21 protein-coding genes and 1 tRNA gene are annotated in these 21,964 nt (G+C 75.5%); 9 read left to right on the forward strand and 13 right to left on the reverse strand.

What is annotated here, in order from left to right; translation table 11 throughout:
- Nucleotides 1-64: 64 nt before the first annotated feature.
- Together SNOUR_RS25225 and SNOUR_RS25230 are read right to left on the reverse strand one after the other, a co-directional pair.
- Entirely contained in the window at nucleotides 65-1,624 is a 1,560-nt protein-coding gene (locus SNOUR_RS25225) for a hypothetical protein (protein WP_067351215.1), read from the reverse strand.
- Nucleotides 1,615-2,805 (reverse strand): hypothetical protein, encoded by a 1,191-nt coding sequence (locus SNOUR_RS25230; protein ID WP_067351218.1) that lies wholly within the window; start codon nucleotides 2,803-2,805, stop codon nucleotides 1,615-1,617. Before SNOUR_RS25230 ends, SNOUR_RS25225 begins: the two co-directional genes overlap by 10 nt.
- Before the next feature lie 262 nt (nucleotides 2,806-3,067).
- Between SNOUR_RS25230 and SNOUR_RS25235 the strand changes: the two genes are divergently transcribed.
- A complete protein-coding gene (locus SNOUR_RS25235; protein WP_067351221.1) occupies nucleotides 3,068-3,661 on the forward strand; it encodes a histidine phosphatase family protein in 594 nt (197 codons plus the stop codon).
- A 65-nt stretch (nucleotides 3,662-3,726) separates the two neighbouring features.
- On the opposite strand, the gene SNOUR_RS25240 is transcribed toward SNOUR_RS25235, so the two are convergent.
- The gene (locus SNOUR_RS25240; RefSeq protein ID WP_067351223.1) at nucleotides 3,727-5,256 is read right to left on the reverse strand and encodes an NsdA family TPR-like regulatory protein; all 1,530 of its coding nucleotides are present in this window, start codon (nucleotides 5,254-5,256) and stop codon (nucleotides 3,727-3,729) included.
- Nucleotides 5,257-5,528: 272 nt separating this feature from the next.
- On the opposite strand from SNOUR_RS25240, the gene SNOUR_RS25245 reads away from it, so the two are divergent.
- Nucleotides 5,529-6,011 (forward strand): hypothetical protein, encoded by a 483-nt coding sequence (locus SNOUR_RS25245; RefSeq protein WP_079142871.1) that lies wholly within the window; start codon nucleotides 5,529-5,531, stop codon nucleotides 6,009-6,011.
- A gap of 78 nt (nucleotides 6,012-6,089) precedes the next feature.
- On the opposite strand, the gene SNOUR_RS25250 is transcribed toward SNOUR_RS25245, so the two are convergent.
- The 5 genes from SNOUR_RS25250 to SNOUR_RS25265 form a co-directional block, all read right to left on the reverse strand.
- A complete protein-coding gene (locus SNOUR_RS25250; protein ID WP_067351226.1) occupies nucleotides 6,090-7,343 on the reverse strand; it encodes a glycosyltransferase in 1,254 nt (417 codons plus the stop codon).
- Nucleotides 7,340-7,465, reverse strand: coding sequence for a hypothetical protein (locus SNOUR_RS48475; protein WP_312633616.1), 126 nt, complete (start codon nucleotides 7,463-7,465; stop codon nucleotides 7,340-7,342). The genes SNOUR_RS25250 and SNOUR_RS48475 overlap by 4 nt, the downstream gene beginning before the upstream one ends.
- Entirely contained in the window at nucleotides 7,462-8,892 is a 1,431-nt protein-coding gene (locus tag SNOUR_RS25255) for a sugar transferase (RefSeq protein ID WP_067351230.1), read from the reverse strand. The genes SNOUR_RS48475 and SNOUR_RS25255 overlap by 4 nt, the downstream gene beginning before the upstream one ends.
- Nucleotides 8,889-10,067 (reverse strand): glycosyltransferase family 4 protein, encoded by a 1,179-nt coding sequence (locus SNOUR_RS25260; protein WP_067351233.1) that lies wholly within the window; start codon nucleotides 10,065-10,067, stop codon nucleotides 8,889-8,891. The genes SNOUR_RS25255 and SNOUR_RS25260 overlap by 4 nt, the downstream gene beginning before the upstream one ends.
- 62 nt (nucleotides 10,068-10,129) lie before the next feature.
- Nucleotides 10,130-11,209 carry a hypothetical protein gene (locus tag SNOUR_RS25265; RefSeq protein ID WP_312633619.1) on the reverse strand — a complete coding sequence of 360 codons (1,080 nt, stop codon included), beginning with the start codon at nucleotides 11,207-11,209 and terminating at the stop codon, nucleotides 10,130-10,132.
- A gap of 230 nt (nucleotides 11,210-11,439) precedes the next feature.
- Here SNOUR_RS25265 and SNOUR_RS25270 point away from each other — a divergent pair, with 230 nt between their 5' ends.
- Both SNOUR_RS25270 and SNOUR_RS25275 read left to right on the forward strand, forming a co-directional pair.
- A complete protein-coding gene (locus tag SNOUR_RS25270; protein WP_067351238.1) occupies nucleotides 11,440-11,742 on the forward strand; it encodes a chaplin in 303 nt (100 codons plus the stop codon).
- A 156-nt stretch (nucleotides 11,743-11,898) separates the two neighbouring features.
- Nucleotides 11,899-12,756, forward strand: coding sequence for a spermidine synthase (locus SNOUR_RS25275; protein ID WP_067351241.1), 858 nt, complete (start codon nucleotides 11,899-11,901; stop codon nucleotides 12,754-12,756).
- 29 nt (nucleotides 12,757-12,785) lie between these two features.
- On the opposite strand, the gene SNOUR_RS25280 is transcribed toward SNOUR_RS25275, so the two are convergent.
- Nucleotides 12,786-13,358 carry a hypothetical protein gene (locus tag SNOUR_RS25280; RefSeq protein WP_067351244.1) on the reverse strand — a complete coding sequence of 191 codons (573 nt, stop codon included), beginning with the start codon at nucleotides 13,356-13,358 and terminating at the stop codon, nucleotides 12,786-12,788.
- 201 nt (nucleotides 13,359-13,559) lie between these two features.
- Here SNOUR_RS25280 and SNOUR_RS46360 point away from each other — a divergent pair, with 201 nt between their 5' ends.
- The 4 genes from SNOUR_RS46360 (at nucleotide 13,560) to SNOUR_RS25295 (ending at nucleotide 17,289) form a co-directional block, all read left to right on the forward strand.
- Nucleotides 13,560-13,718 carry a hypothetical protein gene (locus SNOUR_RS46360; protein WP_159425918.1) on the forward strand — a complete coding sequence of 53 codons (159 nt, stop codon included), beginning with the start codon at nucleotides 13,560-13,562 and terminating at the stop codon, nucleotides 13,716-13,718.
- Nucleotides 13,719-13,869: 151 nt separating this feature from the next.
- Complete coding sequence (locus tag SNOUR_RS25285) at nucleotides 13,870-14,562, forward strand: response regulator transcription factor (protein WP_039636196.1); 693 nt, start codon at nucleotides 13,870-13,872, stop codon at nucleotides 14,560-14,562.
- Nucleotides 14,563-14,608: 46 nt separating this feature from the next.
- Nucleotides 14,609-16,090, forward strand: coding sequence for a sensor histidine kinase (locus SNOUR_RS25290; RefSeq protein ID WP_067351246.1), 1,482 nt, complete (start codon nucleotides 14,609-14,611; stop codon nucleotides 16,088-16,090).
- 149 nt (nucleotides 16,091-16,239) lie between these two features.
- Nucleotides 16,240-17,289, forward strand: coding sequence for a chitinase (locus SNOUR_RS25295; RefSeq protein WP_067351249.1), 1,050 nt, complete (start codon nucleotides 16,240-16,242; stop codon nucleotides 17,287-17,289).
- A gap of 116 nt (nucleotides 17,290-17,405) precedes the next feature.
- On the opposite strand, the gene SNOUR_RS25300 is transcribed toward SNOUR_RS25295, so the two are convergent.
- Entirely contained in the window at nucleotides 17,406-18,314 is a 909-nt protein-coding gene (locus tag SNOUR_RS25300) for a helix-turn-helix transcriptional regulator (RefSeq protein ID WP_067351252.1), read from the reverse strand.
- Nucleotides 18,315-18,475: 161 nt separating this feature from the next.
- Here SNOUR_RS25300 and SNOUR_RS25305 point away from each other — a divergent pair, with 161 nt between their 5' ends.
- Nucleotides 18,476-19,126 (forward strand): NAD(P)-dependent oxidoreductase, encoded by a 651-nt coding sequence (locus SNOUR_RS25305; protein WP_067351255.1) that lies wholly within the window; start codon nucleotides 18,476-18,478, stop codon nucleotides 19,124-19,126.
- A gap of 86 nt (nucleotides 19,127-19,212) precedes the next feature.
- On the opposite strand, the gene SNOUR_RS25310 is transcribed toward SNOUR_RS25305, so the two are convergent.
- The 3 genes from SNOUR_RS25310 to SNOUR_RS25320 all read right to left on the reverse strand — a co-directional run bounded on the left by SNOUR_RS25310 (nucleotide 19,213) and on the right by SNOUR_RS25320 (nucleotide 21,289).
- Nucleotides 19,213-19,288, reverse strand: a tRNA-His gene (locus SNOUR_RS25310).
- 106 nt (nucleotides 19,289-19,394) lie between these two features.
- Entirely contained in the window at nucleotides 19,395-20,015 is a 621-nt protein-coding gene (gene orn / locus SNOUR_RS25315; RefSeq protein WP_039636204.1) for an oligoribonuclease, read from the reverse strand.
- Nucleotides 20,016-20,020: 5 nt separating this feature from the next.
- Nucleotides 20,021-21,289 carry a GlxA family transcriptional regulator gene (locus SNOUR_RS25320; RefSeq protein WP_067351257.1) on the reverse strand — a complete coding sequence of 423 codons (1,269 nt, stop codon included), beginning with the start codon at nucleotides 21,287-21,289 and terminating at the stop codon, nucleotides 20,021-20,023.
- Nucleotides 21,290-21,964 lie beyond the last annotated feature (675 nt).

The raw sequence follows: 21,964 nt of genomic DNA on the forward strand, positions 1-21,964 counted from the left end.
GGGTGGGCGGGCGTCGGGCGGTGGCCGCGCGGCGCCGGGGCCGGACGGCGGCGGGGCGATCCGGTCACAGGAAGTCCTCAAGGGTCACCGGGTCGGGCGCGGCGGGCGGCGCGTCGCCGGGGCCGGACGGCGGGCCGCCGTGCGTCCACGGGGTGTCCTCCGGCTCCGGCAGGCCCGGGCCGCCGCGCGGGGCGTGCTCGAAGAGCGTCCAGCAGGTCGTCTCGCCGGGCTCCGGGACCGAGCCCGGCTCGGGAGTGCGGCCGCGTCCCATCCCGCCGGTGAGCCGGAACACCGGCGCGCCCTCGGCGTCCTCGGGGCCCGCGGCGTACGCGACGAACTCGGCGGTCTGGGTGCGGCCGTCGGCCAGCGGGCGGTGGACCTTGACGCCCTCGGACAGCGGGGGGCGGTCGTCGGTGTGCAGCGTCACCAGGGGGCGCGGCATCGGCCGCCGGCCCTCGGAGAACGCCATCTCGACGGCGGTGACCGTGCCGTACAGCGCCTCGCCGGCCAGCCGCCGGGCGGCCATCACCAGCGGGTCGTCCAGGGCTTCCTGGGCGTCCAGTTGGGCCTGCGCGGCCTCCCGGGCGGCGAGCTTCCGGGCGGCGGTGACCGCGTCGTCCTGTTTGGGCTGCGGCGGCTCCCCGGCCCGGATCCGGTCGCGGTGGGCGGTGTACGACCAGCGGTCGCGCTTCCAGCGGTCGGCGACCCGGGCGCCCTCGGGAAGGCCGCGGAGCAGGTCGATACCCTGCCAGACGGCGTCCCAGGTGGGCCGCAGCTGGCTCTCGACGAGGGCGCGCAGGGCCTCCTCGGCGCCGGGCAGACCGGCGTCGTAGCCGGCCATCGCGGGCGCCAGCAGCCGGTTGTCGAACGCCGGGTCGGTGGCGGGACCGGCCGGCGGGCAGCGCAGTTGGCCGTCCGCGTCGCGCGCCGCCTCGGCGTACTCGGCCGCCCGCGGGGCCGGTACGCCGGGCGGCGGGGCGATCCAGGCGAGCAGCGCGCCCAGGTGCTGGTCCTCCAGGACGCTCTGGCCGGTCGCCCAGTGACGGGTCAGCAGGCCCGTCATGGACAGCAGCAGACCGGCGCCGGGCACCCGGGCCCGCTCGCCGAGGTGCGTGAACCAGCGGCCCAGCAGCGGGACGTGCGGCGGCGCGGGGTGCGGCGTCTCCGGCTCCTGCTCGGCCGTCCGCCGGAACCGCATGGAGCGGCCCAGCAGCCGGACGTAGTCGATGCCGGCCGCGCTGGGCACGATCACCTGTGGCGCGTCGGTGCACAGTTCGACCTGCACCGGGACCTTCTGGCCGGTCTCCGCGTCGGTCTCCTTGCGCTCCTCGAATTCGACGTCGTCGGCGAAGCCGTCCACATAGGGCAGCACCGCCTCGGCGAGGTCGGCGAGGAACCCGAACCGCAGGTCGCGGTCGCGGGGCTGGGGGACCGTCAGCAGCAGCGGCTTCTCCCGGTCCGTGCCGACCAGGGCACCCAGCGGGGCGCCGGCCTCACCGGCGGTGGTCAACGGCACCAGGACCAGCGGGCGTTCGGCGAGGTGGCGGTGGCGGACCGTGGTCAGCGGCTGGGCGCGGCCCGCGGCCACCGCCTCCATCCGGGCCAGCGTCTCGATCAGCGACATGTGTCCTCTCCCTGACGGGGCGTGCGGCCGGAGAGCGCCGCGGCGCGCAGTGCGGCGGCGGTGCGGAGGGCCTGCACGGCCGGGTCGTCGGGGTCCGCCTCCGGTGCGCCGCCGGCCGCCGCCAGCGCCTCCTCGATGGTGCGCAGTCCGCCCAACTCGCCCCGCAGGCCGCGGCCCAGGCTCTCCACCGCGCCGTCCTGGCGGGACCGCCGGCGGCAGTGGAAGGCCAGTTCGCAGGCGGCCAGGCACTCCGGGGCGTAGGCGGCGGTGACCGTCTCCACCGCCTCGGCCAGTTCTGCGGCCGGGCGGGTCGGGGTCTGGCCGTCGTCGGCCAGCCGCAGGTCGAAGGTGGTCCCGGCGGGCAGCGCGGCGGCGATCTCCTCGACGCGGGTGAGCCGGGCCAACTGGCGCCGGGTGGTGGCGCGTTGCTTGCGGACGTCGACGGCGGCGGCCGTCGGGAGGTTGGAGAAGTCCTTGGGGCAGACCAGCAGCGCCCGGTCGCGGACCCGGGCGGGGCGGCCGGTGTGCGCCGCGGTGTGCTCCGCCACCGCCTCCAGGGCGAGGACGTACACGGCGGCCTGCCGGGCCGCGGCGCCGACCTTGGCGGCGTCCGCGGTCCCGTCGATCATCGGGAAGGACTTGATCTCGACGACCGTCCAGCTGCCGTCCGGGTGCACCACCACCGCGTCCGGCTCCACGTAGGCGGGGGAGCCGGCGACCTCCATGGCCAGCAGGGGGTGGTCCAGCAGCGCCCAGCCGCCGGCCGCGGTCGCCTCGCGCAGCGCCAGCGCGGTGCGCGCCGCCCGGCCCTCGGGGCCGGCCGCGGACAGGTCGGGCCGGGCGACCGCGCCGTCCTCCGGCACCGCCGTGCCCGGCGCGAGCCGCTCGCACACCAGCCGCAGCAGCTCCAGGCCGCCGTCGGCCTTCACCCGGGCCTCGAAGGAGTTGCCGCGGACCAGGGCGAACTGGGACTGGCCGTACGCCGCGGGCGAGCCCAGCGCGCGGGCCAGCGCGCCCTTGTCGACGCCGGCGCCGTCCAGCAGCGCCCGGCGCCGGCAGCCGGGGTTGGCGGCGAGCGCGGCGAGCGCGCGGGCGTCCAGCGAGCGGGGGCGCACGCCGGGTCCGCGCAGCTCGGTCAACTGCTTCCGCAGGCTCGGTCGGCTTTCGCGGGAAACGTTCACCCGCCGAAGTCTGGCATCTCACACCCCCGGTACGGGCACCGGTCCCCGAGCTCGCGCATCCTCCCCGGCGCTCGGCTTCGCCCGCGCGGGGCCCCTGGGCAGGGCGGACCCCGGTGCGGCGGATCGGCCGGCGCCGGGTCCTCGGCCGAGGCCCCCGGCCGGCTTCCCGGCGGGTACGCGATGATGGAAGGGCCGCGGTCAGCGCCGCCCGCGCCCAGCCGAGCACGACGACAAGCCGGGAATCCGGCGAGAGGTACGACCCATGGCACCGCGCATTCTCCTGGCCAGGCACGGACAGACGGAGTGGTCCGTCTCCGGACGGCACACCGGACGCACCGACATCCCCCTGCTCGACGAGGGACGCCGGGGCGCCAAGCTGCTGGGCGAGCGGCTGCACCACGCCCCCTGGGACGGCCTGCCGGACGTCGAGGTCCGCACCAGCCCCCTGGTGCGCGCCAAGGAGACCTGCGAGCTGGCCGGCTTCGGGCCGCGGGCCCAGGAGTGGGACGCGCTGCTGGAGATCGACTACGGCGCGTACGAGGGGCTGACCCCGGCGCAGATCAAGGCCGACCGGCCGGACTGGCTGATCTGGCGGGACGGGGTGCCGGCGGGCGAGACGCTCGCCGAGGTCTGCGCGCGGGCCGACGCGGTGGTCGACTGGGCGCGCTCGGCCGACCGCGACGTGCTGGTCTTCGCGCACGGCCACATCCTGCGGGTGCTGGGCGCGCGCTGGCTGGGCCTGGACGTCTCCTTCGCGGCGCGGCTCCGGCTGGCGCCGACCTCCCTGTCGGTGCTCGGCTGGGCCTACGGCGAGCCGGCCGTGGTGAGCTGGAACGACACCGGCCACCTCGACTGAGCCGGCACCCGGTTTGGGGGCGCGGCGTCAGCCGCACCGGTGGAGCCGGTGCTTGCACCGGGGGGTCAGGACGGCTGGCGCCGCGCGGGGTCGCCGGCCGCCCGGTACCGCCCCAGGAACGCGGCGACCGGGGCGCAGCTGCGGTACGGGCGGAGCGTGTGGGCGACGGCGTCCAGCATCGCCCGGATCCGGGCCGAGCGGACCTGCGTCAGCAGGGCGAGCGTCTGGAGGGCCGCCGCGGCGGCCTCCTCGGCGGCGCCGCTGGCCGCGAGGTTGCCGGCCAGCTCCGCGGTGAACAGCGCGATGTTGCGGGTGAAGTGCGGATCCTGCAGTGCCACCGCGTGGCGGGCCAGCTCCGCCGCCCGCCCCCGCTCGCCCAGCGCGGACCAGCACTGCGCCGTGAGGCCGGCCAGTTCGGCCTCCCCGTAGAAGGTCATCCACTCCGGGTCGCGTTCGCTCGGCCCGGCCGCGAACAGCCGCTCGGCCCGGGCCAGCGCCTGCGTGCAGCCGGTGCGGTCGCCGAGCCCGGCCCAGCCGCCGGCCTCGCGCAGCGCCAGCAGCGACCGCAGCCGCGGCGAGCCGAGCCGCTTGGCGGCCTGCTGGGCGGCCTGTGCGGCCCGCACCGCCTCGCGCGGCCGGCCGGCGTCGCGGGCCAGGAACGCGGTGTTGCAGAACGCGTGCGCCTCCAGGGCGGCGTCGCCGCAGACCCGGGCGGTGGACAGCGCTTCGGCGTAGTGCGAGCGGGCGTCCTCGAAGCGGCCGGAGTCGTGCGCCAGCCAGCCCACGGAGATGGCGAGTTCGCCGGCGCCGGCGTGCAACCGGTCGTAGACCGCGCGGCGTTGGACGCCGGCGTCGAGCAGTTCGTAGGCGATGCGCAGGGGTTGGGTGGCGCGGTGGTAGAGGCCGTCGGCGCCGTGCCGGTCGTCCAGCAGGCGGATCCGGCGGACGGCCTCCTCGACGGCGGTGGCCTCGGCGGCGCCGGCCCGGCCGCCGGGGGCGGTTCGGGGTCCGGGCACGGTCGCGGCGAAGCCGTCGGGCGACGGCGCCCTGCCCTGGTCGAGCGGGCTCGACGGCCGGGGGATCGATGCGTGCGGCGCGGGGCCGGGCGGACAGAGGCCGGCCAGGCCCAGGGCGGCCGCCGGGCCGCCGGTGATGAACGCGCGACGTAGCACGTCGCTCTCCTCGCAGTTCTGGATACGGGTATCGCGGTGGTCGGGGTCGGTCGCCAGGGACGCGGGGCCGCCCGGTGCGAGCACCTGCTCCACCGGAGTGCCCGACGCCGCCCGCCCCTTCGGCGCCCGCCGTCCGCGTACCGTCTCCCGCGGCGCGAACCCCATGTCGGGCAGCGTCAGCCCCGGGAACATGTGCCGGAACACCCGTTCGTAGGCGTAGTTCGGGCACCGGATCTCCCCGGACTCGACGCGGCCCACATAGCGGGCGTCGCACGAGACCTGCTCGCCGATCTCACGGGCGGACCGTCGGACCGCCGCCGCGAACTCGCCGGGCGACAGCCGGCCGCGCAGCTGTCGGAAGGCGGTGTTCGGGCGGGCGGGTGCGGTGCGGGACGACGCTGGACGTTGAGCTTGCGACGCCATGGCGGACCTCTCCGTGCCCCAGGGGCGGCCCGGTGGATCACGGCCGGGCCCGACCCCGATCCACCAGGCCGACCCTCCTCCGTGCCATCGTGTGACCTCGCCGCGTCCTGGCGGTGCGGCGGGACGACGGTACCGGCTGTGACGGGTCCGCCACCCTGTGTTTGGCTACAAACCGGAATATCTCACCCTCGATCCGCCATGAAGTGCCATCCTTTGCAGCGTTCCGCCGCCGTAGCTGTTGACGCGTTTCTCCGTTGAAGACGGTGTAAAGGGTGTGGCGCGTGCAGGAGGAGGGGTTCTCCGTGTGGGAGACCGGCGTCAGCAGGGGCGGCAAGGAGTCCGCGGGCCGGGTCGCGGGCCGCGAGGGGCGCATCGCCCCCGGGATCGTCGCCCAGCCCTGTGACCTGGTCACGGTGCCGGCCCGGCAGGGACTGGAGGCGGTGGACATCCTGCGACTGCGGGACGGCGTCGGCCCGGTGCTGCACGACGGCGCCTGCGACACCCTCGGTTTCCTGGTCCCGCCGGGGACGGCCGCCGGGTGGGACGTGCCGGGCAGCGCCTGTACGCAGACGTCCGGGCGCGGAATCCCCCTGGGCGGGCCGGAGGGCGGCGCGGCACCGGAGCCGCCGGTGCAGGGCACCGGCTGGCTGGTGCCGCCGGACGGCGCGTACGCCGACGCCACCGACCCGGCGGTGCTGCGGGCGGCGTTGGGCGAGGCGGCCCGCACGATCGAGGCGGTCGACCGCTGCCAGTGAGGCGGCCGGCGACGGAAAGCGGTGGAGGGGCGGCCGGTGCCGCCCCTCCACCGCTTCGTGTGCCGCCCCTGTCGCCCGTCAGCGCTTGGAGAGCGAGTGCCCGTCCGGGGCCGGGGCCGGCGACGGGTCGGGCAGCGTGAAGCCCGGGGGCAGGCCCTGGGGCGGGGGCCCCACGGGAGGCGCGGTGAGCTTCGCCGCCGGGCGGGCCCGTCGCGTCGCGTCGCGGGCCTGCTCGTAGACGGCCATCAGTTGCTGGGCGCTGCGGTCGATGTCGTAGCGGCGCACCACCGGGGGCACGGGCAGCCGACCGGGCTCGGTGCGGCGCAACTCCCGCAGTGCGGTGGCCAGTTCGTGGACGCCGTGGCCGAAGCGGTGGGCGCCGGGGGCCTGGTCGTCGGGGAGGTCGTCGACGGCCGGGCAGCTGCCGTAGAGGACGTGCAGACCGGACGCCAGGGCCTCCAGGGTCGCCAGGCCGAACGCCTGGTCGGGGGAGGGGGAGACGAAGACGTCGATGGCCGACAGCATCCTGGGGATGTCCGGCCCGTCGCCGGGCACCGGGCCGTCCGCGCCGCCGTAGGCGCCGAGCAGGTGGATCCGGTCGCCGGAGCCGAACTGCCCGGCCATCCGCCGCAGCAGCTCCCGCTCCGGTCCGTCGCCGGCCAGCAGCAGGTGGACGCCGGGGAGTTGGGTGATCGCGCGGACCAGGACGTCGAACCGTTTGCCGGGCACCAGCCGGCCCGCGCCGCCGACCACGAACGCGTCGTGCGGCAGGCCGAGTCGGGCCCGGAGCGCGGCCCGGGCCGCCGGGTCGTAGGCGAAGCGGTGCGCCTCGATGCCGTTGGGCACCACGTGGATCCGCCGCGCGGGGACGCCCCAGCGGCGGAGTCGGGCGGCGACGGTGTCGGAGACCGCGACGGTGGCCGAGCCCAGCCGTTCGGTGGCCCGGTACAGGGTGCGGACGCCGCGGGTCAGCCGCCGGCCCTCGATGACCGCGTCGCCCAGCGAGTGCTCGGTGGCGACCACCGCCCGGACGCCGGCCATCCGGGCGGCGATCCGGCCGTAGACGCAGGCCCGGTAGAGGTGGGTGTGGACGAGGTCGGGGTCGGCGGCGCGGATCAGGCCGGCCAGGCGGCGGAGCACCGACAGGTCGCGGTTGCCGGTCATGTCGAGGTGGGTGACGCGGGTGCCGTCCGCCTCGATGGCCTCGGCGAGCGGGCCGGGGCGGGTCAGGGTGACGACCTCGCAGTGGGCGGGCAGCCGCCGCAGCAGCAGCCGCAGCTGCTGCGCGGCGCCGCCCACTTCGAGGCCGGTGATGACGTGCAGGACTTTCACCGGATCCCTCCAGGGGTAGCGGCCAGGGTGGCCTGGTCAGCGGCCGGGTCGGCCTCGTCGGGGGGCCGCGCGCGGCGGTGCCGCGGCTGCGCGGAGCGGTCGGTCGGGGTGGTCGGGGTCATCCGTCCTCCCGCCGGAACAGCGGTCGGGCCGCGGCCCGCAGCAGGATCCGCAGGTCCCCTCCCGGCGACCAGCCGTCGATGTAGAGGTTGTCGAAGCGCGCCCGCTCCTCGGCGCGGGCGCCGTCGCGCAGCCCGTGCACCTGGGCCAGGCCGGTCAGGCCCGGCGGCATCCGGTGACGGGCGGCGTAGCCGGGGTGACGGCGGGTGAACTCGGCGGCCCGGGACGGGCGTTCGGGGCGCGGCCCGACCAGGCTCAGCTCGCCGCGCAGCACGTTCCACAGCTGCGGCAGCCCGTCCAGCGAGGTGCGCCGCAGCCAGCGGCCCAGGCCGCCGGGCGGGGTGCCGGGGCGCGCGATGCGGAAGCGCAGCAGGGCGCAGCGGCGGCCGTCCTGGCCCAGACGGGGCAGCCGGCAGAACACCCCGGGCCCGTCCACCAGCCGTACCGCCAGCGCGCAGCCGAGCAGCAGCGGCAGCGTCAACAGCAGCGCCGCCGACGCCAGGACGAGGTCCAGCGCCCGCTTGGCCGGTCCGCCGGGCCGGGGGCGGCCGGCCTCCCACGGCCGGCAGGCGAACCCCCACAGGTGGCCGGTGCCGGGCCCCGGCGGCCGGCCGTCGCGGGCCGCGGCGGCGCCGGCCAGCCAGACGGCGGTGCCCTGGCCGAGGAACCGGCGCAGCAGCGCCGCGGCGTACGGGTCGCTCTCCGGCGGCAGCAGGAACACCGCGTCGCGGACGGTGTACCGGATGACGGCACGGGTCAGCGCGTCGGACGAGCGGAGCAGCGGCGGCGCCGCGCCCGCCGGGGCGCCCTGCGGCGCGGCCGGCCCGGTCGGCACCAGGCCCACCGGGCGCAGCCCGTACTCGGGGTGCGCCAGCAGCGCCGCGGCCAGCTGCCGGGCGACCGGTTCGGGGCCGACCAGCAGCGTCGACCGCGGCCGGCGCCGGGCGGTGGCACGTCGCGCCCGGTACACCACGGCCCGGGCGGTGGCGGCCAGCGCCGCCTGGGCGGCCACCGCGACGGGCAGGGCGACCGGGCCCAGCGCGAGCCCGGGGTGCAGCGCGGCCAGCGCCGCGCCCGCCGCGCACCAGCCGGCGGCGGCCCGGCCCAGCAGCGGTGCCACCTCGTCCAACGCGGCCGGGGCCGGGCCCGGACGGTAGAGCCCGGCCCGGGAGTTGAGCAGCAGCAGGACCGGCACCAGGCCCGCGAGCAGTGCCGGGTCGGTGTCGACGAGGAGGGTCGCGCCGGCCGTGGCCAGCGCGTCGGTCGCCGCCAGCAGGACGGGGACGGCCCGGCGCGGCACGGCCCGGCCGGGGGGCGTCGGTGCCACCGGGGCGGCGGCCGGGGCGGCGGGGCGGGGCAGTGCCCCGGCGGGCGGCCGGGCGTGCCGCCCCGCGTGCGCCGGCGGAGCGTCCGCGCGCTCGGCGGTCATCGCTCGGCCCGCGGCACGGTCAGGACGGGCGGCACCGCCAGCAGTTCCCGGTAGAGGTTCAGCACCGCGCCGGCCGCCCGCTGCCCGTCGTGGGCCATCCGCACGTGGTCCCGCAGCCGCTCGCCGAGCGCTGTCCGCCGTTCGGGGTCGGCCAGCAGGGTGATGACGGCCCGGGCCAGCGCGGCCGGGTCGCCCGGCGGCACCAGGCAGCCGTCCGCGGCGTCCGCCGGCAGGCACTCGCGGGCCCCGCCGACGTCGCTGAGCACCACGGCCCGGCCGCAGGCCATCGCCTCCAGGGGGACCAGCGCCATGCCCTCCCACCGGGACGGCACCACCACCAGGTCCGCCGCCTGGTACCAGGGGGCGACGCTGTCGGCGGCGCCGGTGAAGAGCACGCCGGGCGGCGCGGCCCGGAGCAGCGCCGCCCGGTCCGGCCCGTCGCCGACCAGCGCCAGGCGCGCGTCGGGGACCGCCGCCGTCACCTGGGGCCAGGCCCGCAGCAGCGTCGGCAGGCCCTTCTGCGGGAACAGCTGCGCCACGCACACCACCAGCGGCGCCCCGGCCGGCACCGCGTCGCGCAGCGCGGGCAGGGACGTGCGCAGCGCCGCCCGGCCGTCGTCGTCGGCGGGGGCGAACCGCCGCAGGTCCACGCCGTTGGGGATCACCACCCAGCGGCCGGTCACGCCCACGGCCGTCCCGCGCGCCCGCTGCGCCTCGCTCACACACAGCATCCGGTGCGTCCAGCGGGCCGCGTACCGCTCCCAGACCCGCGCCGTGCGGCCCGCCGGCCCACCGTCCTCGAACGGCCAGCAGTGCGGCTGGTGGACGGTGGGGATCCGCCCGCGCACCGCCCGCCGGACGGCGTACCCGGCCCGGGCACCGTGGGAGTGCACGAGGTGCGGGCCGGTGCGCCGGACGAGCCGGGCCAGCCGCGCCGACGCGGACAGCGCCGTGCCGAGGGCGCCGCGGGCCGGCCAGAGCACCACCTCGGCGCCCGCGACCGCGGCCTCCACGTGCAGGGTGCCGCCGGGCGGCGCGGCCACCACCACCCGCAGCCCGGCCGCCACCTGGGAACGGACCAGGCCGGCGACGACCCGGGCGATCCCGCCGTCGACCGGCTGGGACACATGCAGGACCGTGAGCCGCTCCTGGGACGGCGGGTCTTGTGGCGGCACGCGCACTGCTCCCTGATTACCGAGCTGTCAAAAACTCCGCGGGAATTGCCGAAGCCCGCCGCTCAGCGCCGGAGATCGGCCTGGACGAAGAGCGCGCCGAGCAAATAACCCGCCTTTCGGGTGGTGAAGCGGAATGCCAGCCGGTCGCCTCCGGACCGGAGCGCCGGCGTCAGGTCGAAGACATCGGAATCAAAACCGAGGGCGTTGTGGTATGTGGCCCCATCCGGCGCCTGCCGACCGGAATTCGGGCGCATCGATTGCCGCCCCTCATTCGCTGGATCGGCCGCACCACGGAGCGCGACCGGAGTAATGCGACCGGCTCGGGCGGAGATTTTTCCGTGGGTTCCGGGCGTTCCGTGGTAGGCCACGACTCCGGCCCGTCCCCGGGAATGCGCCGGAATGCGCAGCCCGGGCAGTTCCACCGCGAGCGCCCGGCGCTTCCCGCCCAGCGCCTCGAATCCGTCCCACAGCGTCAGCCGCCGCAGCGGCTCCCGCGGGTTCTCGTAGGCGGCCACCAGCACCCAGCCGCCCCGGGTCCCGGCCCGCGCCGCCCGGTGCCCGGTGGCCTCCTGGGCCACCGTGTACGTGCCCGGCCCGCCGCGCCGCACCAGGGCGGTGACGTCCGCGGACGCCTGGTAGGTGTCGGTCCAGGCGGTGCTGCGGCGCCCGATCGGGCCGTCCGCGCGCACCTCCTCGTACCGGCCGCGGGGCCCGGCGAGCAGCACCTGACCGGTGGTCCGGGCCGCCCGGGGCCCACCGGGACGCAGGTCGCCGCCCCAGTAGAGCCGGGCGTAGCGCACCCGGGAGCCGGCCGGCAGCCGCAGCCGGGCGCTGCTGGAGCCGACGGCGCGCCGGTCCTCGTCGGCGTCGAGGTACGCCGTTCGGGCGACGGTGGTGCGGTCGGTCCGTCGGGACGCCGCACAGGGCGGGCCGGCGGGCCCCGCCCGGTGCGGTGCGGGCCGGCAGGTCACCGAGGTACCGGCGGCCCGCGCGATGCCGCCGTGCCCGGTGATGTGGAAGCGCTCGGCGAACGGAATGCGCGGGGATTCCGGGGGCGTCGGGGCGGCCACCGCCGAAGTCAGCGCGGCCGACAAAGCCAGGGTCGCGAGCGCGCATACCGCGCCGCACCTGGTGCGGTCCATCGACTTCGGCATGTGGTCCTCTCCGACTTCAATCAGTCAAACAGGAGAGAACTCTGGCAGAAATCATGTTGGAAATCGCGGCAGGCGCGCCGCGGCCGCACCCCCGTTTTCCACCGGTCGTCCGCCAGCCAGTCAGCCTAATGAATCCGCTTAAGTGGTAACGGCCGTATCCGTAACCCATATTGTTCGTTGTGTCCGATGCCCCATACGCGACTGAAAAGGAGAATGGGATGAAGCGGTTCGTCAAGACCGCCGCGATGGCCGCGGCCACCTCAGCCCTGGTGCTGAGCGGCGCGGGCGCCGCCACCGCCTACGACGGCGGGCACCACGGCAAGAGCCACGGCCGTTTCAAGGAGGGCCGTCACCATGGCCGCGGCGCGCACGCGAAGGGGATCGCCAAGCACTCGCCGGGCGTCCTCAGCGGCAACGTCATCCAGATCCCGATCGACATTCCGATCAACGTGTGCGGCAACAGCGTCAACATCATCGCGCTGCTGAACCCGGCGTTCGGTAACCACTGCATCAACAAGTGATCCGGAGCCGGTCCGAAGGGACATCGGACCGGCTCGGGTCGCGGTACACCAGGCGGGCTGCCCGCGGCTCAGGCCGTCGGGCGGTCCGCCGCCTGGCTTCTCGCGCCGTCCCTGACCTGCGGATACCGTCTCACAGCGGACCGCCATACTGGAGGCATGGCGAGAAGCAGGCGCGGGCGCGGCCCGGAGTCCGTCACCGGAACGGTGGGCGGCGGGGTCGCGGAACTCCGACCCGACCGGGACCGGCCGCGCGGCTGGACGCTGTTGATAGACGGCGCCCCGCAGTCCCACGTGGACCTCGACGACCCGGCGTACCTGGAGTTCTCCTACCAGCGGCGGTTGGGGCACATCGCCGACCTGGTCGCCCCGCCCGGTGCGCCGCTGCGCGTCGTCCACCTCGGCGGCGGCGCCCTGACCCTGGCCCGGTACATCGCCGCGACCCGGCCGCGGTCCACCCAGCAGGTCGTGGAGATCGACACCCCACTGGTCCAGCTCGTCCGTGAGCGGCTGCCGCTGGAGAGCACCTGGCGCATACGGGTGCGCGGTGCGGACGCCCGCGCCGGGCTGGCCAGGATCCCGGACGGCTGGGCGGACCTGGTCATCGCCGACGTCTTCGCCGGCGCCCGCACACCCGCGCACCTGACCAGCGTGGAGTTCGCGACGGAGGTGCGCCGGGCGCTGCGGCCCGGTGGCCACTACGCGGCCAACCTCGCCGACGGGCCGCCGCTGGCGTTCCTGCGCGGCCAGATAGCCACCGTCCACACCGTCTTCCCCGAGCTGGCCCTGACCGCCGAGCCGGCCGTGCTGCGCGGCAGGCGGTTCGGCAACGCGGTGCTGCTCGCCGCGGACCGGACGCTGCCGGTCGCCGAGCTGACCCGGCGGGCGGCCGGCGACCCGCACGTCGGCCGGGTCGAGCACGGCCGGGCGCTGCTGGACTTCACCGGCGGCGCGGCCCCGGTCACCGACGCCACCGCGGTCGCCTCGCCGTCCCCGCCCGCCGGGGTCTTCACGTAAGGGCGTCCGACGGCGCGTCAACTCACCTGCTACGTCGCGTGGTTGCTGGTCACCACCAGGGGCGGATGGCCGTTCCAGGTGCAGATCACCGAGGTGTGCGCGCCGCCGCCGGTGAAATCGACCCGGAGCCACTGGTCCTGCTTCCACACCTGCATCTGCCAGCCCGCGTTCGGTGTCGCGGACACCAGCTCGGCGGAGTCGGCGCCCAGCGAGAGCACCACCCGGCCGCCGTTGGTGACATAGCCGCGGATCCGGTCGCCGGTGGGTGCCGGGGTGCCGCTGCCGGGCAGGGCCGAGGAGGTGGACGAGGGGGCGTCCAGTGAGCGGGACGGGTCCGCGGTCCGCGGCGGACGGTCGTCGGCGGGGGAGGAGGAGGGGCTCGCGGACGGCGAGGCGGACGGCTTCGGTCGATGGGTGGAGGAGACCTGCGGCAGGGCCGAGGACGCCACCTGGTCGGAGAGCGGAAGCGCCCGCGGCGCGTCGTACACCGTGCCGGACAGCACGGTGTGCACGCCGAACCACGACAGGGCGACCGCGGCGCCGGTCGCCAGCGTCCAGGCCGCCGCGTGCATCAGGCCCCGCCCCGAACTCCCTCTGTCCATGCCCCCTATAGGACCACGCCGGCCGGCGGAAAGAACAACCCCGTCCACGCGGGCTTGACGGTGCGGGGCCGGGGCGGCGCCTCGGTTTCCCCGGTCCGACGCCGCGTCATATAACCGCCACAAGAGGGATTTAGCGCGTATAAGCGGAGGAACTCGGGCAGAGTGAGCGAAAGATCAGCGACTTCTCGGGAGGCTCGTGCAATGCGCCGTGTCGCAGCCCTCATCGTCGGAACCCTCATCACGCTGGCCGTGTTCAGTGCGCCGGCCAGCGCCGATCCGGACCCTTCGGGGAGCGGCCTGTTCGGCTCCCGACTCATCGACCCGCAGGTCGGCGACACCAACATGGTGATGCACGGCTAGCCGCACCCCGGCGCCCGCCCGTACGGGGCCGCGGGAGGCCGTCACCGCGGCGCCGGTGGGGGCCAATCCGCCCGCCCGCCAACGGGGGTGACGCCGTCCGCCCGTCAACCGTGCGCAGGGGAACACGCCCGTATGGCGTACGGTGCCGCCCATGGCACGAGTGCTCGTGGTCGAGGACGACCAGTTCGTACGTTCCGCGCTCATCCGGCATCTGACCGAGGCCGGGCACGCGGTGCGTAGCGTCGGGACCGCCCTGGAGGCGCTGCGCGAGGTCGCGCACGTCGGCTTCGACCTGGTCGTCCTCGACCTCGGTCTGCCCGATCTGGACGGCGGCGAGGCGCTGAAGATGCTGCGCGGCATCACCGACGTCCCGGTGATCATCGCCACCGCGCGGGACGACGAGGCCGAGATCGTCCGGCTGCTCAACGACGGCGCCGACGACTACCTCACCAAGCCGTTCTCGGTCGAGCACCTCTCGGCCCGGATGGCGGCCGTGCTGCGCCGGTCCCGGGGCGGGGCGCCGGGGGCCGAACCGCCCTCGCGGGCGACCCGGGTCGGCGGGCTGTCCATCGACCCGCTGCGCCGCCAGGCCGAACTCGACGGCGTCGCACTGGACCTCACCCGCCGCGAGTTCGACCTGCTGGCCTTCCTCGCCGAGCGCCCCGGCGTGGTCGTGCCCCGCAAGGAACTCCTCGCCGAGGTCTGGCAGCAGTCCTACGGCGACGACCAGACCATCGACGTCCACCTGTCCTGGCTGCGCCGCAAACTGGGCGAGACCGCGGCCCGGCCCCGGTACCTGCACACCCTGCGCGGTGTCGGGGTGAAGCTGGAGCCGCCCCGGTGAGCCGGGGGCGGCCCCGCCCGGCGCAGGGGCGGAGAGGCGGGACGCCGTGAGGTGGGCCCTGGTCAAGGTGGCCCTGGCGGTCACCACGATGGTCGTGGTCGCCTTCGCGGTCCCGTTGGGGCTGGTGGTCAAGGAGATGGCCTCCGACCGCGCCTACGGAGGCGCCGAGCGGCAGGCCGCCGCCATCGGCCCCGTCCTGGCCATCACCACCGACCGCACCCAGTTGGAACGGGCCCTGGCGAGCGCCGAGACCGGCCCCGGCGGCGGGATCGGCATCCACGTCCCGGCGGCCACCAAGGGCGGCAGCCCGACCGAGGTCGGCGTCCGCCGGGCCGCCCCCGCCGATGTCGCCGCCGCCGTCCGGCTCGGCCGGGCCTCCATCGCCGAGGTCCCCGGCGGCACCGCGCTGCTCCAGCCCACCGCGGTCGCCTCCGGCATCGCCGTCGTCGAGGTGTACGTCCCCGACGACGCGCTCACCAACGGCGTGGCCACCTCCTGGGCGGTACTGGCCGGCGTCGGCCTGGCGCTGGTCCTGGGGTCGGTAGCGGTCGCCGACCGGCTCGGCACCCGGATGGTGCGCCCCGCCGAGCGGCTGTCCGCCGCCGCCCACGACCTGGGCCGCGGCGACCTCGGCGTCCGCGTCCAGGAGGACGGCCCGAAGGAGCTGCGCTCGGCGGCCAGCGCCTTCAACTCCATGGCCGACCAGGTCGTCCAACTCCTCACCAACGAACGCGAGTTGGCCGCCGACCTCTCGCACCGGCTGCGCACCCCGCTGACCGTGCTCCGGCTCAACGCGGCCTCGCTCGGCGACGGACCGGCCGCCGAGCAGACCCGGGCCGCCGTCGAGCAACTGGAGCACGAGGTGGACCAGATCATCCGCACCGCCCGCGCCCAGCGGGAGCACACCGCACAGGCCGCCGCCGCGGCCGGCTGCGACGCGGCCGAAGTGATCCGCGCGCGGATGGACTTCTGGTCCGCGCTGGCCGAGGACGAGGGCCGCACCGTCCGGGTCGCCGGCGCGGACCGCCCGGTGCGGGTGCCGGTCGCCCGCCCCGACCTCGCCGCGGCCCTGGACGCCATGCTCGGCAACGTCTTCCGGCACACCCCCGAGGGCACCGCCTTCGCCGTCGACGTCCACAACGCCGACGACGCGGTGATCGTGCTGGTCTCGGACGCCGGACCGGGCATCGCCGATCCGGCCGCCGCGCTGCGCCGCGGCTGGTCGGGCGGCGGCCGGGAGGACCGTCCGGCGGCGACCGGGGGCGGCTCCACGGGGCTCGGCCTGGACATCGTCCGCCGGCTGGCGGAGTCCACCGGCGGCGACGTCCGGATCGGGCGCTCGGTGCTGGGCGGCACCGAGGTCCGGGTCTGGCTGGCCCTGGACGGGCGGCGGGCCCACGCCGGCGCCCGGCGCGGCCACCGGTTGCGGCGCCGGATCGGCGGCCGGGTGTTCGGCGCCCACGGACGGCGGGCCGCCCGCACCGCCGCGCCGGGCGCCGGCTCCCCGGGCCGGGGCGCCGGCTCTTAACCGCCCCCTTCCGCTTCCTTAAGGGGGCCATAATTCCGCCAACCGCCGTACGGAACCCGGCATTTGTCCGTTTCGCTGCCGCTAGCGTGCAGAACGCACCTCCCCCTCGGTGCGCCCCACCCCCCCACGTGACGACAGGCAGGCACGAGATGAGTTCCTCGGCACACCGGCGCCGGACGAGCCGCACGACCATGGTGATCGGCGCGGCGGTGGCCGGCGCGCTGGCGGTCGGCGGCGGGTTCGTCGTCGCCGGCTCCGCGATGGCCACCAAGGCCCCGCGGCCCGGCACCCCCGCAGCCGGCGCCAAGGCCGGCTTCGCCCCGTACGTCGACACCTCCCTCACCCCGGCCTTCGACCTGGCCGGCACCGCGCGGCAGACCGGGGTCAAGCACTTCACCCTCGCCTTCCTCACCTCCGGCGGCGGCTGCGTCCCCAAGTGGGGCGGCTCGGGCGACCTCGGCAGCGACGCGGTGGCCCAGCAGATACCGGCGCTGCGCAAGGCCGGCGGAGACGTCCGGGTCTCCTTCGGCGGCGCCAACGGCACCGAGCTGGCCGCCGCCTGCTCCTCCGCCTCCCAACTGGCCGCCGCCTACGGCAAGGCCGTCGACCAGTACAAGCTCACCAAGGTGGACTTCGACATCGAGGGCGGCGCGCTGCCCGACACGGCCGCCAACACCCGCCGCGCCCAGGCCATCGCCCAGCTCCAGAAGCAGCACCCGGGCCTCGACGTCTCCTTCACCCTGCCGGTGATGCCCGAGGGCCTCACCCAGGACGGCGTCAACCTCCTGGCCAACGCCAAGCGGAACGGCGCGCGGATCTCCGCGGTCAACATCATGGCGATGGACTACGGCTCCTCCTACAACGGCAACATGGGCACGTACGCCACCCAGGCCGCCACCGCCACCCAGGCCCAGCTGAAGAAGGCCCTCGGCCTGGGCGACGCGGACGCCTGGAGGACCGTGGCGGTCACCCCGATGATCGGCGTCAACGACGTCCAGGGCGAGGTCTTCAAGCCCGCCGACGCCGCCGCCCTGGTGAAGTTCGCCCAGAGCAAGCGCCTGGCCTGGCTGGCCATGTGGTCCGCCAACCGCGACCGGCCCTGCCCCGGCGGATCCACCAACTCCGCCCAGCCGACGTGCAGTTCCCTCGACCAGGCCCCGCTGGCCTTCACCCAGGCACTCGGCGCCTACACCGGCTGACCCCCCACCGGTCCGGGCCCGTACCGAGCCCCGGACTGCCCTCGATGCGGGGCGCGGCGGCCCCACCCCCCACCCGCCGCGCCCCGCCCCACCCCTCCCGGGCCGACGGCCCCCGGTCAGTCGCCGCCCCGCACGGCGGCCCGGAACGCGATCGGCGTGATCCCGGCCTGCCGTTGGAAGAACTTGCTGAAGTTGGTGGCGTCCGCGAAGCCCAGCCGGTCCGCGATCCGCGAGGCCGGCTGGTCGCCGTGCGCCAGCAGCCGCTTGGCCTCCAGCACCACCCGCCGGTCGATGAACTCCTTCGCGCCGACCCCCGCCGCCGCCTCGGTGGCCCGCGAGAGGGTGCGCGGCGCATAGCCCAGCGCCCGGGCGTAGTCGGCCACCCGGCGGCTGCGGGCGAACCCCCGCTCCACCGCGTCGCGGAACCGCAGATACGTCTCGCCCGCCTCGCACGTCCCGTCGGCCGCCCCGTCCGCCGGCCCGGCCGGATGCGCGGCCCGCAGCACCAGGACGGCCAGCAGATGCCGCAGCACCTCCAGGTGCACCTCCAGCGGCAGTCCGCCCAGCGCCCCGAACTCCCGGTGCAGTTGCCCCAGCGCCTCGTCCAGCGCCCGGGCCGCGGCGTCCTCCGGGTGCAGCACGGCCGGCCCGTACCAGTCCTCGATCCGGGCCGCGGCGGCGGTCGCCGGGTCCAGGAACCCGGACTCGAAGAGCACCAACCGCCCCTCCGCGCGCGTCAGATCCCCGAAGTGCTGCACCTGCCCGGGGCGCGACCACAGCAGGTCCCCGGGCGCGAGGCGGTGCTCCTTGAAGTCGACGCAGTGCACCAGCCGCCCGCGGTCCAGGACCAGCAGATGGTGGAATCCGGGCCGGTGCGGGGTGGAGAGTCGACAGGCGTCCGCACGCTCGCGCAGCTCGGCGAGGGTCAGCACCTCCACGCCGGCGGGCCGCCCGGCCGGCGCGGAGAACGGCACCTCACGGATCGCCTCTGCGTCCTCTCGGGGGTCCTGTCGCTTTTTCACCATGACCCGTCGCCTCGCTACCCCGAAATCTCCCGTTGATACCCCTAGCGTAGGAGACGTCAGCACCACTGATGGCGGAAAACGGCAGCCGCACCGCGGAGGCCGGAACACCGCGGTCCACACGGGCACACCTCGCCCCCACCGAACCACCGGGAGAACCCACCATGTCCAAGATCGCTCTCTTCGGGGCCACCGGCACCATCGGCAGCCGCATCCTCGACGAGGCGCTGCGCCGCGGCCACCAGGTCACCGCGGCCGTCCGCGACCCCGCGAAGGTCACCATGACCCACCCCGCCCTCACCGTGACCTACGGCGACGTGCTCGATCCGGAATCCGTCGCCGAGGTCGCCAAGGGCCAGGACGTGGTGGTGAGCGCGGTCGGCGGCGGCGACGGCCCGGGCCACATCGCCACCATCCGGCCCGCCGCCGAGGCGCTGGTCGAGGGCCTGCGCCTGCTGGGCGGGGACATGCCCCGACTGATCGCGGTCGGTGGCGCCGGCTCGCTCCGCAAGCCCGACGGCGTCCAGGTCTGGGACACCGAGGGCCTCCCGATCCCGCTGCTGCAGATCATGCACGCGCACGGCGACGCGCTGGACTTCTACCGCACCGTCTCCGACGTCCGGTGGACCAACCTCAGCCCGGCCGGCACCATCGAGCCCGGCGAGCGCACCGGCACCTACCGCACCGCCCTCGAGGACCTGGTGGTCGGCGCGGACGGCAGCAGCCGGATCTCCACCGAGGACTACGCCGTCGCGCTCCTCGACGAGCTGGAGCGGCCCGCCCACATCGGCGAGCGCTTCACCGTCGGCTACTAAAGGCCCGGCCGGCCCGCCCCGGCCGGCGGCGGCATCCGCCCGGAAACACTCGAGGCCCCCGATCCGAAGATCGGGGGCCTCGACATTGGGGTGAGTAACGGGACTCGAACCCGCGACATCCTGGACCACAACCAGGTGCTCTACCAGCTGAGCTATACCCACCAAGACCGGTGCTGTGTGGTTCCTTTTCCCCACCGGCTGAGAAAAAGTGTACAGGCTCCGGAGGGGTGCTCGCTCCCAGGTTTCGCGTCCCTGGGAGCGAGCTGCGTCACTGTGCCGCCGACTCCGGTTCGGCAGGCAGCTTGTGCTTGGCCGCGATGGCCTTCGCGGTCTCCGAGTCCGGCCCCGGCTGGGGCACGAACACGGCCTCCCGGTAGTAGCGCAACTCCGCGATGGATTCGCGGATGTCGGCCAGCGCCCGGTGGTTGCCGTTCTTGTCCGGACTGTTGAAGTACGCCCGCGGGAACCAGCGCCGGGCCAGTTCCTTCACGGACGACACATCGACGATCCGGTAGTGCAGGTAGCTCTCCAGCGTCGGCATGTCGCGCAGCAGGAAGCCGCGGTCGGTGCCGACGGAGTTTCCGCACAACGGCGCCTTCCTCGGCTCCGGCACATGCTGCTTGATGTAATCAAGCACCTGTGCCTCGGCCGCCTCCAGCGTCGTTCCGGAGTCCAGCTCGGCCAGCAGCCCGGAGGCGGTGTGCATCTGTCGCACCACCTCCGGCATGGTGGTCAGCGCCTCGGCCGGGGGACGGATCACCACATCCACCCCGTCACCCAGCACGTTCAGTTCCGAGTCGGTGACCAGGGCGGCCACCTCGATAAGCGCGTCACTCGCCAGCGAGAGTCCGGTCATCTCGCAGTCGATCCACACCATGCGATCGTTCATACGTCTCACCCTACGGGGCGCTCCCGCTGACCGGGCAGTACGGGCCGACCGGCCCCCCGGCCGACCGGGGTCTCCGGCAGTCGGGTGGCGTACCCCTCCGACGGCGGCTTGGTCGCGTCCGCCACCTCGGCGGCCAGACCGTGCCCGCCCAGTGCGGCGGCCGAGAACCGCTCGCTGCCCAGCGCCGCCCGCTCGCGCTCGGGACGCTCGGCCCGCTCCGGACGCAGCGCGGGCTCGGGTGCACCGCTCTGCGGCCGACGGGCGCGATAGGCCGCCCGATAGGCCGCGGGCGAGGCGCCCAGCTGCCGCCGGAAGTGGCCGCGCAGCGCGACCGGCGAGCGGAACCCGCAGCGGCCGGCGACCTCGTCCACCGAATAGTCGGAGGTCTCCAGCAGCCGCTGGGCCTGGAGGACCCGCTGGGTGATCAGCCACTGGAGCGGCGCGCTGCCCGTGAGGGAGCGGAACCGCCGGTCGAAGGTGCGTCGGCTCATGTACGCGCGGGCCGCCAGCGTCTCCACGTCGAACTGCTCGTGGAGGTGCTCCAGCGCCCAGGCGACGACCTCGGCGAGCGGGTCGGCGCCGATCTCCTCCGGTAATGACCTGTCCAGGTAGCGCTGGTGCCCGAGGTCGGACGCGGTCCGCCGGGGCGGGACGACCAGGCGGCGGGCGAGCGCGTTGGCCGCGTCGGCGCCGTGGTCGGTGCGCACGATGTGCAGGCACAGGTCGATTCCGGCGGCGGTGCCGGCGGAGGTGAGCACGTCGCCGTCGTCGACGAAGAGCTCGCGCGGATCCACATGGACGGACGGATAACGCTTGGCGAGCGTCGGCGCGTACATCCAGTGGGTGGTGGCCGGTCGGCCGTCGAGCAGTCCGGCCGCGGCGAGGACGAACGCCCCCGTGCACAGCCCGACGATCCTGGCCCCTTCTTCGTGCGCGCGGCGCAGCGCGTCGAGCGCCGCGGGCGGCGGGGCCTGGGTGATGGAACGCCAGGCCGGTACGACGACCGTCCCGGCACGGGAGATCGCCTCCAGCCCGTAGGGGGCCGACAGTTCGAGCCCCCCGGTCGTGCGCAAAGGCGCATCTTCGCCGGCGCACACAAGCAGCCGGTACCTCGGAACGCCGGCGTCTTGGCGGTCGATGCCGAAGACCGAGAGCGGAATGGAGCTCTCGAAAATGGGGCCGCCGCTGAAGAGGAGCACCGCGACTATTTCGCGGCGTCGTCGGGCGGCGAGCTTGCGTGCGGCATCTGGTACGGCAGCGGAGTCCTGGCTCATGGCACTTAAGCCCCCCTCGGTCGTCTCGCCCTCTCGGTCCTGCACAGTTCCCCCGCCGTCACTGACCAAGATCGAATCTACTGTGTCCCGTGAGGATGGAGTGCCAAGTTCACCACCCACTGGTATGTCGATATGGCAACTTGGCGCGAAGCATTCGATCACGAAGCGTTCCACTCGTCGGGCCTGCATGGGAAGTGCGCGTCTCGGCTCTGCCCGTTCGCAGTAGGGCACAACCATGCCCGGCGGTCCTTTCCTCCCTGCTCACACCCGGGTTGAGGGGGGTCTGGGGCAAGGTGAGGATCCGGGCCGGAAGTTGGCTGAAAACGGTCGTGCACAGACTTGCGGACGCCTCTACCGGTCGATGTAGACCCCCTCTTGATGCCCTCCCTCCCCTGCCTTTCTGTCTGCGTATGCCCACTTCTGTCCCCCTGGTGATCGATGTCTACGACGGGTCGCCGTGCGGCCGTCCGTCCGGGCCGGGTTGACGACCCGCGCCGCGCGCCGGCCGCCGCCGCGGGGCCGTCGGCACCGCCGCCCGCATCCGTCCCGGCGGCCCCGCGAGCGATCAAGGTGACGGGCGCCGGGGCGCGTCCGGATGCGCCCCGGGGTACGCCGCCGCTCACCGGGTCGGGTGATCTACCGGACGGCGTCGGTGGCGTGGAGATCACCGCGGAC

The sequence above is a fragment of the Streptomyces noursei ATCC 11455 genome (assembly GCF_001704275.1).
GTDB lineage: Bacteria > Actinomycetota > Actinomycetes > Streptomycetales > Streptomycetaceae > Streptomyces > Streptomyces noursei.